Annotated in this window: 8 protein-coding genes, 2 tRNA genes and 2 pseudogenes; 4 read left to right on the forward strand and 8 right to left on the reverse strand. The window is 44.7% G+C overall.

The annotated features are described in order from the left end of the window. The 3 genes from A7325_RS13555 to A7325_RS10910 form a co-directional block, all read left to right on the forward strand. On the forward strand, window positions 1-171 hold a 171-nt coding region (locus tag A7325_RS13555; protein ID WP_156508542.1), incomplete at its 5' end, for a zinc ribbon domain-containing protein. 384 nt (window positions 172-555) lie between these two features. Next, window positions 556-2,643, forward strand: coding sequence for a catalase (locus A7325_RS10905; RefSeq protein ID WP_068408091.1), 2,088 nt, complete (start codon window positions 556-558; stop codon window positions 2,641-2,643). Window positions 2,644-2,908: 265 nt separating this feature from the next. Continuing rightward, window positions 2,909-3,691, forward strand: a complete 783-nt coding sequence (locus tag A7325_RS10910; protein WP_068408093.1) for an MBL fold metallo-hydrolase — start codon at window positions 2,909-2,911, stop codon at window positions 3,689-3,691. A 96-nt stretch (window positions 3,692-3,787) separates the two neighbouring features. Here the strand turns inward: A7325_RS10910 and A7325_RS10915 are convergent. From A7325_RS10915 to leuS, 7 genes are all read right to left on the reverse strand, one after another. Further along, window positions 3,788-3,863 (reverse strand) — tRNA-Lys (locus tag A7325_RS10915). A gap of 155 nt (window positions 3,864-4,018) precedes the next feature. Further along, window positions 4,019-4,094 (reverse strand) — tRNA-Lys (locus A7325_RS10920). A gap of 388 nt (window positions 4,095-4,482) precedes the next feature. Further along, window positions 4,483-6,477 carry a MacB family efflux pump subunit gene (locus A7325_RS10925; protein ID WP_068408095.1) on the reverse strand — a complete coding sequence of 665 codons (1,995 nt, stop codon included), beginning with the start codon at window positions 6,475-6,477 and terminating at the stop codon, window positions 4,483-4,485. Window positions 6,478-6,577: 100 nt separating this feature from the next. Further along, window positions 6,578-7,975 (reverse strand): efflux RND transporter periplasmic adaptor subunit, encoded by a 1,398-nt coding sequence (locus A7325_RS10930; protein WP_068408097.1) that lies wholly within the window; start codon window positions 7,973-7,975, stop codon window positions 6,578-6,580. Window positions 7,976-8,223: 248 nt separating this feature from the next. After that, window positions 8,224-9,312, reverse strand: coding sequence for a DNA polymerase III subunit delta (locus A7325_RS10935; RefSeq protein WP_068408099.1), 1,089 nt, complete (start codon window positions 9,310-9,312; stop codon window positions 8,224-8,226). Window positions 9,313-9,465: 153 nt separating this feature from the next. Beyond that, on the reverse strand, window positions 9,466-10,125 hold the full coding sequence (locus A7325_RS10940; protein ID WP_068408102.1) for a hypothetical protein: 660 nt from the start codon (window positions 10,123-10,125) through the stop codon (window positions 9,466-9,468). A gap of 157 nt (window positions 10,126-10,282) precedes the next feature. After that, window positions 10,283-13,000, reverse strand: coding sequence for a leucine--tRNA ligase (gene leuS / locus A7325_RS10945; RefSeq protein WP_413771799.1), 2,718 nt, complete (start codon window positions 12,998-13,000; stop codon window positions 10,283-10,285). Window positions 13,001-13,227: 227 nt separating this feature from the next. On the opposite strand from leuS, the pseudogene A7325_RS13790 reads away from it, so the two are divergent. Beyond that, window positions 13,228-13,512, forward strand: a pseudogene (locus A7325_RS13790) (Spx/MgsR family RNA polymerase-binding regulatory protein); the annotation flags it as partial. 27 nt (window positions 13,513-13,539) lie between these two features. On the opposite strand, the pseudogene A7325_RS14055 reads toward A7325_RS13790, so the two are convergent. Then, a pseudogene (locus A7325_RS14055) lies at window positions 13,540-13,669 on the reverse strand (IS1 family transposase); the annotation flags it as partial.

Raw genomic sequence — 13,669 nt, forward strand, 5'->3', positions numbered from 1 at the left:
ACTTGTTCGTGTTGTGGCTCACGCCAAAACAGTCCGAAAGGTAGAGCAGATTTAGGAATAAGAGAATGGCTTTGCGAGTGTGGTGTCACTCATGACCGTGATATTAATGCGGCAAAAAACATTCTCGCGCTCGGGCTTGAGCGTCTAGTAGTAGGAATCCCCTCACTTTAGGGAGGGGAGGAGGTCAAAGTGCTTAATTCCCTCTCGTAGATATCTACTCATCAGCTTTTTCTGTCTTTATCCTCATTATCATTTCACTATACAAGCGTGTCTGCAAACAGACGTGGTTTGGCTGACGCGTAACCAAAAATCAACACGCTTAACGATATATGTGACATACCTACGGCAGATTTTAAGTAATATGATTGATGAGCTTATCGATGCTGTCATGCATCAATGTCTAACAGCATTCTCATCTATCAAGAAACAATCGCGCTGAACGCAGAAAATTAAATGACATCTGAAGTCAAAGCTATCTCTAAGGATATAAAACTGTGTTGGTGCTTATTTGGTGGGCTATCTGTAGTCCATTTTACTTATTAGCTAGGATATTTTATGAAGAAGAATATTGATCATACCGACCCCGCTAAAAATATGAATACCGAACGTGGTAATGGCGGCGAAACGCATCAGCGTGCCGATGGTGATACAAGAGCGATGACCACCCAGCAAGGTGTTGTCATTTCTGACAATCAAAACTCGCTTAAAGCCAATACTCGTGGCCCCACATTATTAGAAGATTTTGTCTTACGCGAAAAAATTACTCATTTTGATCATGAGCGTATTCCTGAGCGTGTGGTGCATGCGCGTGGTAGTGCCGCCCATGGTTATTTTGAGCTTACCGAATCATTAGAAGAGTATACAACCGCGAAAATTCTTACTGAAACGGGTAAACAGACGCCTTTATTTACCCGTTTTTCTACGGTAGCCGGTAATAAGGGCTCAAAAGATACGCCGCGTGATGTGCGCGGTTTTGCGGTGAAGATTTATACTGAAGAGGGTAACTGGGATATCGTCGGTAATAATATGCCGATTTTCTTTATTCAAGATGCGATGAAGTTCCCTGATTTGGTACACGCGGTGAAACCTGAACCTGATCGCGGCTTTCCGCAGGCGGCCTCTGCTCATGATACCTTTTGGGATTTTGTCTCGCTTAGCCCTGAAACCATGCACAATGTCATTTGGCTGATGAGTGATCGCGCGCTACCGCGTAGCTTTGGTATGATGGAAGGCTTTGGTATTCACAGTTATCGTTTTATTAATAAAGATGGCAAGAGCACCTTTGTACGTTTCCATTGGAAACCGGTCCTTGGCGTACAATCGCTAATTTGGGATGAAGCGGTTAAAATCTCTGGTGCCGATCCTGATTATAATCGCCGTGATTTATTTGAAGCGATTAATAATGGTGATTATCCAGAGTGGGAGTTTGGCGTTCAGTTATTTACTGAAGAAGAAGCCAATGAGTTCCCCTTTGATCACTTAGACGCGACCAAGCTGATTCCTGAAGAGTTGGTACCCGTGCGCATCGTAGGTAAAATGGTACTGAACCGTTATCCAGATAACTTCTTTTCCGAGACTGAGCAAGTGGCTTTCTGCCCATCACATCTGCCACCAGGCATCGACTTTAGTAATGACCCATTATTGCAAGGTCGCTTATTTAGTTATCTAGATACGCAGCTGTCGCGTTTGGGCTCGCCAAACTTTGCGCAAATTCCGATTAACGCGCCAAAATGTCCGTTTGCTAATAATCAGCAAGACGGTCATATGCAAATGCAGATACCAAAAACTCGTACCCTGTATGATCCACAAAGCCTTGATTCTGAGCGCCCACGTGAAAGCATAAAAAAAGGCTTTGAGTCGTTCCACGAGCAGCTAGATGATGGCGTTAAAGGTCGCGTACGCGCTGAAAGCTTTGCTGACCATTATAGTCAGCCGCGTATGTTCTATCGTAGCCAGACGCCAACTGAGCAAGCACATATTGCTTCTGCTTATGCGTTTGAACTCGGCAAAGTAGATACGCCGCATGTGCGTACACGCATGCTTAGCCATTTAGTCAATATCGATGAAGATTTGGCAAATCGCGTGGCAACAGCGCTAGGTATGAAATTGCCGCAAGCAGCAGAGCCAGCAGCACCGGTTCAAGATCTGCCAACCTCCGAGCCATTACAAACGATTGGTCGAACGCCAAAGAGTTTAAAAGCACGAATGATTGGTATTTTAGTCGCTGAAGGCTCTAAGCATAGTGAGATTAAGAAGTTCGAAGAGGCGGCTATGGCAGAGGGTGCGCGCGTTAAGATTGTAGCACCAAATAAAGAAGTCACTTTAGATGATGGCACTATCATACAAGCCGATGAGCGTGTCGCTGGTGGTCCGTCAGTCATGTTTGATGCCGTGGTGAGTATCATCATGCCTGACCAAGCGAAGAAGCTGGCGAAAGACAGCGCAACGTTAGATTGGTTCAATGATGCTTATGTGCACTGTAAAGCGATTGCTTATTGCGGTGCGACCGATGAGTTTATCTTAAGCAAACTACCCGTTGAAAAAGATGCGTTTGTGACGCCACTCGCTGAGCTTGATAGCTTTATTGAAAATGCCAAATCACGTTTGTGGGAGCGTGAGCCAAAGGTACGCGACTTGGCTTAACTGTTCGTTTATTTTAATAACTAGCTTTTTTAATAATAGAAAACTCAGCCGCTGCGCTGGGTTTTTTATTGGGTAACGTTTTAAATATCCTATCAATACGTTATCAGCGATTTATCTCTAGTCATAAGCGTTCACTCAAAGACATTTATTTTAGGATAAGGGGCGTTATACTAAAGGATAAGTTTTTATCGTATTAGCAATAAAGTGAATAAATAATTCGTTAATGAATCATAGGAATGACAAGAAAAGCGGTCAAGGAAGATAAATGAGTTTATGTCAAATCGTACGTTTGGATGGCTATATTCAAAGTAGCTATCTGGCGGTTTATCCAGATAAGTTAATGCTATTGGACGGCGGTTGTCGCCCTGATGTGGCGCTGGTGTTGGGTTATATTAAAGATACGCTAAAGCGTCCTATTACTGATTTAAAAGTAGTGGTCGTTACTCATATGCATCCAGATCATGCCGGCGGCGCGCATAAGCTTAGAAAAGCCACTGGTTGCTTGATTGTCTCGGCTGCTAGAGAAACGCAGTGGTATAGCGGTATCGGCGGGCAAGTCATGCATTTGATTGATTTGGGTTTAGCTCACTATGTGGCCAAGCGACAAAGACGTCCTTTTAAAAGGCTATGGTATCCTGCGCATCTACAGCCTGATTTGACGGTCAGTGATGGCGATACCATACTGCATTTCGATGATTGGCAGGTGTTTGAAACGCCAGGACATACAGATCGTGATTTATCCTTATTTCATCTGCCAAGTCGTGAGGTCTATACCGCCGATTTAATCATCAAGCTGCGCCATAAGTTTGTCGCGCCATTTCCTATTTATGATCCCAAAGTTTATATCCAGTCGCTACAAAAGGTAAAAGACTTACAACCATCGAACGTCATGATGGCGCATGGTTGTGAGTTGGGTATCGATGCCACTACTTTTGACAGTCTAATTGCGCAAGCGCCTAAGCATCGGCGCACCATTAAAGATACCATTAAATATAAATTGCTTTGGCGCCAAGATGATGGCTTTAGCCTCCGTAAGCGTAAACGTTGAAAGCAAAAAACGTTTACGCTATAAACTAAAGTTTCACCAAAATAAAAAGCGCATAAAAAAAAGCCCAATCATTAAATGACTGGGCTTTTCTAAATATGGTGGGCCGACCGCGACTCGAACGCGGGACCAATTGATTAAAAGTCAACTGCTCTACCAACTGAGCTATCGGCCCTGAAGAGTGTATAAAAAAGCACTGCTTTTTTAGCTCTGCAAGATAAATTTCCTTAAAGGGAAATTTATTAAAACTAGACATCAAAAACAATGTCTTTAAACTTATTACGCTACTACCGGATAGGGTAGCATACATGATAAGCATAATACTAAATATGGTGGGCCGACCGCGACTCGAACGCGGGACCAATTGATTAAAAGTCAACTGCTCTACCAACTGAGCTATCGGCCCTGAAGAGTGTATAAAAAAGCACTGCTTTTTTAGCTCTGCAAGATAAATTTCCTTAAAGGGAAATTTATTAAAACCAGACATCTACAAAATGTCTTAAGCTTAATTTCTTTATTTATGGATTAACCAATAACAAAAGAGGCAATAAGCTTGTTTACCCGTTTAGATTATTTGTATCTCTAAACGTGAGAGCACATTATATATATAATTATGACAATTACAACCCCGAATGTTAAAAAAAGTGCAAATCTGTGTAAATTAATCCTATTTTTTTAAATTTAAGCGTTAATTGACTTTTAGAGACCTTAGGATTTTATAATAATTACGTTTTGAGAGCCATTTTCACCCTCGTTTTTTAACGCTACCCGTTAACTTTAATCATAAAATTATTCTAATCTCTAGATAGTGCTTCTACGGGATCTAATTTGGCAGCGTTACGAGCGGGCAAAAAGCCGAAAACAACCCCAATCAGCGTCGAGCAAATAAAGGCGGCAATAATAGATGTTGGTGAATAAATGACTTGGAAGCTGTCACCACCAACACGATTGATGATTTCACCGATGGCAAACGCCAGCCCAATCCCCAATAGTCCGCCTAAAATACAGACCAAAACGGCTTCAATGAGAAACTGCTGCATGATATCGCTTTGACGCGCTCCAACGGCCATACGTACGCCAATCTCATTGGTGCGTTCGGTCACTGATACCAGCATGATGTTCATGACGCCAATACCGCCGACGATTAGCGAGATAATAGCGATAGAAGATATCAGCAAGGTCATTGTTGCGGTGGTCGCTTCAATGGTTTGGCGAATCGAGTCTGAGTTACGGATGCGAAAATCATCAGTGCCATGCCGACCTATCATAAGCTCAGAGATAGCAGCTTCAGCGGCGGCGGAGGAGATATTGTTATCAATCAGCGCGACAAAGCTTTCAATATAAGCGCTGCCTATCAGCCGCGACATCATGGTAGTGTAGGGCATATAGAGCGTAGGCGAATCAACGCTACGACGAAAGCCGCCATCGTTTGGCTCTAAGACGCCAATAACGCGCCCAGGAACGCTGCCTATGAGTAAGACTTCGCCAATCGGATTGGCATTGTCGGGGAAAAAGGTTTTATTGGCATTATCATCGATAATAATATCTTGGGTACGGCGTAAGATACTTTGTTCATCGAAACCTTGACCTAGAGCTAGTTTTTCACCGCTGACGTCAAGATAGTCTTTACCAACGCCGCTGATACTGGCGGCTTCTTGGATATTACGATAGCGGACGTTCATATTGCTATTGAGCTGCGGGCTGACACTGACCACATAAGGTTGGTCAGCGACCGCTTGGGCATCTTGCGGGGTTAGATTGTCATCGTTGTACTGCCGCCTAGGGTCGCCGTAGGGGTAGCCATCGGTGACGGTGATGGTATTGGTACCTAAAGAGCTGATATTGGACAATATCTGCTCTTGTGAACCTTTACCGAGACCGACGACTGATACCACCGACGCAATACCAATGATAATTCCTAACATCGTCAATAAGGTGCGCATTTTATGGGCGCGCATGGCCAGCAAGGACATTTTAAACGCTTCAAATAAGCGGTCGATAAAGCTGCTAAAGGCGCTTTTACGGTGCTTATCTATGACAGCCGCTGGCTGTGGTTCTGCATGTTGATAATCGTCATTTTTATAATCAGCGATGATATAACCATCTTTGATTTCGATAACACGCTCAGCTTGGGCGGCAAGGCTAGGGTCGTGGGTGACCATGATGATGGTATGACCTTGGGCATTTAAATCTTTGAGGATTTGGACGACATCTTCGCCCGATTTACTATCAAGCGCACCCGTTGGCTCATCGGCTAAGATGATATCGCCGCCATTCATCAGCGCCCTTGCGATAGAGACACGCTGCTGCTGTCCGCCAGATAGTTGGCTTGGGCGATTATTGACCTTGTCGCCGAGTCCTAAGTCTGACAATAGCTTTTCGGCACGCTCGTTGCGAACTTGTCCATCCATCCCTGCATAGACTGCGGGTACCGAAACATTGTCGCGGGCGTTGATATCACCCAATAAATGATAGCGCTGGAAAATAAAACCAAAGTGCTCACGGCGTAGTTTTGCCAGCTCATCGGCATCTAGACGGCTGACCGATTGGCCAAATATTTTATAATCACCCGCCGTTGCTTGATCTAAACAGCCCAAGATATTCATCAAGGTGGATTTGCCTGAGCCCGATTGGCCAATGATAGCGACCATCTCACCTTGATTGATGGTCAAATTGATATCATGTAAGACGCGAATGGTTTGCTCGCCAGCTGGAAACTCTCTAATCAAGCCTTTGACTTCCATCAAAGGCTGATCAGTGGCATTAAGAATCGGGTCTTGATTACTCATTTGCTATCCTGCTTATCTCAAATCTTAAGTCATTATCAAAGCCAAAGCTGATGTACTGCTGGCGACGATTTATTTAAATATTCTTAGCAAACTTTAAATACTAAAAAGGTCGACCGCCTCTGCTACCTTTACCGCCTTTGCCTTTATCAGCACCTTCCTCGCTTAATATGACTTCATCACCTTCTTTTATACCGCTTAATATTTCCGCATTAACCCGGTTATTGATACCGACTTTGACCACTTGCTCAACGACTTCACCATCGGCTTTAAGGACACGTACCATCGCCATGGTTGCACCAGAGTCATTATCTGGGCGAGAGTTATTATCACCACTTGCGGCAGTATTAGCAGTAGCTGCGCTTTTTTTAGCATTACCAGACTTGCGAGATTTACCGGCAGCCTGCAAGGCTGCAGAGGGTATAAGTAGCGCGTTTTTTGCTTGATTGATGACGATATAGACTTGCGCAGTCATATCAATACGAAAGCGGCGCTCGGTATTAGGGACTTCAATATAACCGACATAGTAGATGGCGGCATCGGTCGAGCTGGTATCGCTGATTTTCTCAGGAGCTGGTTCGATGGCTTTGAGGGTCGCGTCGTATTTTTGGTCGGGATTGCCGATGATATTAAAATAAACGGGTAAGCCTGCTTTGACATTAATGACGTCAGCTTCAGAGATTTGCGCATTGATACGCACGGTGGATAAATCCGCTAAGGTAACGATGGTTGGCGCAGTCTGATTGGCGTTGACCGTAGTCCCTTGCTCAGTGGTCACCGATACTACCGTCCCTGACATCGGCGCACGGATGGTGGTATAGCTTAAATCTTCCTGCGCAGTGCTAACGTTGGTTTGAGATTTACGTAATGCTGCCTGTTGGCTGTTGATATTGGCCTCAGTTGTTGCAATCGCTGCTTTTGCAGTATCGATAGCAGCGCGCGCATTGGCGACTGATGCTTGTGCGGTGGCAACTTTGGTCGCTTGCGTATCGTAATCTTGCTGTGATATGGCATCGATAGCCAGTAAGCCTTGCAAGCGTGAGAAGTCTGCTTGTGCTTGCTTTAATTCAGCTTGACGGCTGGCAAGATCCGCTTGCGCGCTTTTTAGACTTGCTTGACGACTTAGCGACTCGGCACGGGCGCTTTGTAACGCCGCTTCACTTTGCTCGAGGCTCGCTTGCTCATTACTTAAATTATTCTTTTGTGTCACCTGATCAATCTGCGCAATTAAATCGCCTTTTTTGACTTCATCGCCGACGTCGACAAACAGCCGCGTCACTTCACCAGATACCTGCGCACCCACATCGACGGTATTTAACGCCTTTACTTTACCCGATGCCATGACGTTATTTTCGATATCGCCAATCTCAGCGGTCGCCGTTATATAGTTGGGTGTGGTGTCTTTTGGTTTAAAGGTTTTGTAGGCTAAAGCCCCTAAAGCTACGATGACAAGGGCAATGACGCCCCATTTAATAGCAGACTTTTTGCTCATTTTGCGCATGACAACAATCCAATCACAGTTAAATCAAGTGTAACTATAGTAGAGGCTTGGCGATCAAAAGGGAATGGCAATTAGTTTGCGAAACGTTAAGAGGAAGAATTGTAGCGGTAATAATTATTAAATTTTAAACAAAAAGATAACCCTATACAGAGGGTTAAATAAGAAAAAATGATGAGTTGTTTAATAATAAATGCTTTAGATGATGACGCGGGACAGGAAGACGTTTTTTTGCTTGCTTGCCTGATAGTCTAATGGGCTTTAAACAGACGTTGCCCTGATAGCTCAAGCGCTGCTTGTAATAATAACTCCCACGCTGGTTGGCGCACCAAACCCTTAATCGCTTGGTCACATTTATAAAGCAGGGCAGGCCAAGTGGCCGTTTTTGCTTTTGAGTGGCGGCGGCAAGCTTGCTGGTATAAGCTTTGCTTACTACGCCAAATGCCAAGGGCTTGCGGATCTTGTCCGTCCATTAGTTGCATGATTTGCCGCATATCTTTACTAATCGCCCATAAAACCAAAGTGGTTGGTTCATCGGTGGCTTTAAGTTGAAAGATGATTTTAGCAACTTGGGCGCTATTGCCAGCAAGCATGGCATCGGATAAATCGAACACGCTAAACTGCGCGTCGCTGACCAATGCCGCTTGCAAGTCATTAATATCTAATGCCACATTTATCATAGACGCGTTAGAGGGGTTTGTAGTATTAGCATTATAGTTGGTGCTGCTATCAACCTCTGCCATCAATTGCGGCGCAAATAAATACGATAGCCGCCACAAGGTTTGATAGGCACTGAGCAGATGATGCTCGGTATGTGACATCAGTAACTGCCAAGCTTCTTGCGACAATGTTAAGCCAAACTGCTGGGCTTGTATCTGCAATAACTGCTGACGCTGCTGCTCATTATATAAATTGCAGTCGATAATATGACCATATTGCGCAAACGGTACAAACCATTTACTGGTCTGCGCGCGTTTGTCTTGCTTTGGTGTGAGCCATAACAAGCTATGGCTATGCGCCCCTGTCTGCGCATCGATGGCAAAACGTTCAAGCTCAGTAATAACGGCTTTATCAGGTTTATGGTTGCCTGTTACGATAAGCGCGCTTGCATCGTCGAATAAAGACTGACTGCCAAGCTCTGACAACACTTCTTGCCAGCTCTTTACCGATACCAGCTCGATACGTTTAATGGCATAGTTCTGTGCGCGCCAATGCGGACGCAGCGCATCGATCAGCCATTGACTGAGTAACGGCTCGTCACCGTGCGCCAGCCACAAGCCCGCTACTGCAACGGATGGTTGTAGTAGTTTTGGATAAGCTTGTATAAAAGTATCTTGCATAGAGAGAATGACACAAGGTTATGAATAGATGAGTAAAGCTGCCTTTATTGAAAAATGCTTTAAACAAAAAAGCGTTTAAATCAAAGCGTCTAAATATAGGCAGTTTTAATAAGGATGTTTTTAAAAATTAATTTTAAAAATAAAAAACTAACATTAAGATTTTGGTACTATCACGGCAGTAGATACTGAGCCTTTACCATTTTGCATAGCTGACTTGGCACTGTTGGGCGCAACTTTAGGTAGAGCAATTGCCACATATTGATCGGTAATTCGGCGCGCTAAACTATCGTAAAGCCAATCACGAATTTGATCGCCCTGCTGATCATCGGTACTTACCGATGCTTCGTTATACTGATAGCTACGCTCAACTTGGATAGGGTTGGTTAGTGTCACAGGTTTGCCATTCTCGATGCTTTGATAGCTAACATCAGCTGACATCACCAAGCGTATCTCTGTTAAGACGCCAACTAGCTCATAACGCTTAAAGCGGACATTGTTCACGGTGATTGCCGCGATAGGTTCAGCGCTCGCTTTTTGGTTATTGTTAGCCACATCTGCTAAGGTCATATTATCAATAACCTCGACCCCTAACGCTTTTAAGCGACTGACGAGGGGCAGTTTTAATGGAAATGAGGTGCGATTGTCTTCGATAATTACCGCGGTCTTGTTGACGTCAAACAACATCGGCGCATCATAGCCGCGTAGCTGAAAGCCGCAACCGCTGAGGCTCAAACCTGCGCCCAATACCGCAAACATTGGCAAAGCTGTCAGTAGCATCGTTGCCAGTTTTTGTGCGCTTGATTTATAAGTCATGGTGCTTTGTCCGTTTAATTTTGCTAGTTGTGTCTGCAAAGCTCGGTGCTGATACGACATAAACGCTATCCTTATTTTGATAAGAAGACCCAAGAAAGAGAGTTTGAAAACGCCATGATTGAAGTCATAGCGTTTAAAAACCCAACCCTTAAAAGGCCTAGCCTGCCACCACGATATTAACCAGTTTATTCGGTACGACGATTTCTTTTTTGATCTCGCCTGTAAGGAATTTTGCCACGCCTTCAAGCGCTTTTGCTTGCGCTTTTAGCTGCTCAGGATCGCTGTTAGGGGCGACATCCATTTTACCGCGCATTTTACCGTTCACCTGCACTACCATGGTAATCATATCTTGCACGAGAGCGCTTGTATCGACTTCTGGATAGCTTAGGGTGACGGTATCCATGCCCAATTGCTCAAGCAAATGCTCACCAATATGCGGCGCGTATACCGATAGGATAATCAATAAATCAATCAAGGCTTCATGCTGTACTTGTAGGTCTTGCTCACTGTTTGCTTTAAAGTTAGCAAGCTCGTTAGCAAGCTCCATTAGGCTAGAAACAGGCGTATTGAGTGCTAAACGTTTACCCAAGTCACTGTCAATCTTGCCAATCGTTTCATGGGTTTTACGGCGTAGGGCTTTGGCTTCTTTGCTTAAGTTATCGGTATTTAATGCTTCACTATTAAGCTGCTCAAGGCTTAAATTGGCATCAGCAAGCGCTTGCATGTGCTCGGTCGCAATGCGCCAAACTTTTTTAACAAAGTTATAAGGGCCTTTTAGCGCGTCGTCTGACCATTCAAGGGTCTGGTCGGCAGGCGCAGTAAATAGCGTATATAAACGAACGGTATCCGCGCCATATTTATCAATGGTAATTTGTGGATCGACACCGTTGTTTTTTGACTTCGACATTTTTTCGATTTTACCAATGGTCACCGGTTGACCGTCAGATTTCAAAGTCGCTTTAATCGGCTGACCACGCTCGTTATAGTCGATATCGATGTCTTCGGTGAAGTAATAAGTGGTACTGCCATCGGCGTTGACGCGGTAGAAAGTACCAGCAAGTACCATACCTTGGGTCATCAAATTTGCAAATGGCTCATCGCCTGATACCAAGTTTTCATCGCGCATGAGCTTATGGAAGAATCGCGCATAAAGCAAATGCATAACCGCATGCTCGACACCGCCGATATATTGGTCAACTGGCAACCATTTATTGGCAGCAGATTTGTTGACCATGTTGTTTGTATCGTGCGGACTGGCAAAGCGCGCATAGTACCAGCTTGATTCGACAAAGGTGTCAAAGGTATCGGTTTCGCGCTCAGCAGGATTGCCACATTTAGGACAAGTGGTATTGACAAATTCTGGGATATTTTTTAGTGGATTACCACGACCGTCGGGGACGACGTCCGTTGGTAGCACCACTGGCAAATCTTGCTCTTCAACCGGCACCGTACCGCAATGCTCACAGTTGACCATGGGGATAGGGCAGCCCCAATAGCGCTGGCGAGAAACACCCCAATCGCGCAGACGGTATTGGATTTTTTTCTTGGCAAGCTGTTGTGGCTCAAGCTTCGCTAGCATAGCTTCAAACGCTTGCTTGAAGTCCATGCCGTCAAATTCGCCTGAATTGACTAAGGTATTGCGCTCGGTATAAGCGCGGTTACTTTGCGTATTATTGGCTTTGGCATCGGCTTCTACTTGATCTAAAAAGCCAGCAGGAATGTCAATCACTTGTTTAATAGGCAAATTGTATTTAGTCGCAAACTCGTAATCGCGCTCGTCATGGGCAGGAACCGCCATTACCGCACCTGAGCCATAGCTCATCAGTACATAGTTGGCAACCCATACTGGTACTTCTTCGCCAGTTAAGGGATGAGTCACCGTCAGCCCGGTATCCATACCGATTTTTTCCGCTTTGGCCAAATCAGCTTCGGCAACTGAGCCTTTTTTACACAGCGCATTAAACTGGGCAATCGCCTCATCTTGTTCAGCAGCATATTGTGCCAATGGATGCTCGGCTGCGACCGCGACATAAGTCACGCCCATCAAGGTATCTGGACGCGTCGTGAACACATCTAAGGTATTGGTTTCGCCTGCCAGCTCATAAGGGAAATGGACTTCCATACCGGCACTACGGCCAATCCAGTTACGCTGCATGGTGAGCACTTCAGATGGCCAGTGGCCTTCTAACTGGTCTAAATCATCAAGCAGCTCATCGGCATAATCGGTGATGTTGAAGTAATACATCGGGATATCGCGCTTTTCGACTGGTGCGCCACTACGCCAGCCTTTACCGTCAATGACTTGCTCATTGGCTAACACGGTATTGTCGACTGGATCCCAGTTGACGGTGGCAAGTTTTTTATAAACCAAGCCTTTTTTATATAATTGCAAAAATAACCACTGCTCCCACTGGTAATACTCAGGGCTACAAGTGGCAAATTCGCGTGACCAATCAATAGACAAGCCAAGCAATTTAAGCTGCGCGCGCATGCTATCAATATTGGCAAATGTCCATTTGGCAGGCGGCGTTTGATTGGCAATCGCCGCGTTTTCTGCTGGCAGACCAAAACCATCCCAACCCATTGGCTGCATGACCTCATAGCCTTTTAGGCGATAATAACGGCTTAGCACATCAGAGATGGTATAGTTACGCACGTGACCCATATGCAGCTTACCGCTTGGGTAAGGGAACATCGACAGCATATAGCGACTTGGCTTGTCACTTGGCTCATTACTGACTTCAAAACGCTTGTCAGTTGCCCATTTGGCTTGCTGCGCGGCTTCAATAAGTTGCGGCTGATACTGGGCGTTATCGATAGAAGTATTATTGGTATGGGTAGTATTAGCAGTTTCTGCTGTCACGGCGTTGCTCATAGTTGGCTCGGAATAGGTTATTACAGATAAATTGGGTAAAATTTTACAATGCCATAGCATAGCGTAATTTGGCAAAAATTGCGACGATATGATAGAGCGTTTGCTCACCGTAAAGGCGATAAATCTGCAAAGTGAATACGCTTATGACTGTTTTCGTCGTCATAAACCACATGCTGATGTCAGTTAGGTATAATAACCAAAATAATGATCATTGATTTGGAGTTTTTATGACCATCACTATTTACGGCATCAAATCTTGTAGCACCATGAAAAAGGCTTTTACTAAGCTTGATGAGCTAGGCGTTAGCTATGACTTTCACGATTATAAAAAGCAAGGCATTGATAAAGAAAGTGTTCAACGCTGGATAGAAAGTTTAGGCATTGACAAAGTATTGAATAAACGCGGCACGACTTGGCGCAAGCTGACCGACGAGCAAAAGCAAGCGGCCGATAGCGATGTGGATAACGCCATTGATTTGCTGATAGAAAATACCAGTATGATTAAACGTCCGGGTGGTGTTCTAAAAAGTATGCCGGCATCAGACGTAATCATAATTGATGTAAAAGAACACCATATCAAACACTTTGAAGTGATTATCGAGCTTCTTAGAGAAACAACAGGTCTTTCGAACGGCTCGTCGCAATCGGTGTCTAAGGCGACAGTTATTA

The sequence above is a fragment of the Psychrobacter sp. SHUES1 genome (genome assembly GCF_001652315.1).
Lineage (GTDB): Bacteria > Pseudomonadota > Gammaproteobacteria > Pseudomonadales > Moraxellaceae > Psychrobacter > Psychrobacter faecalis.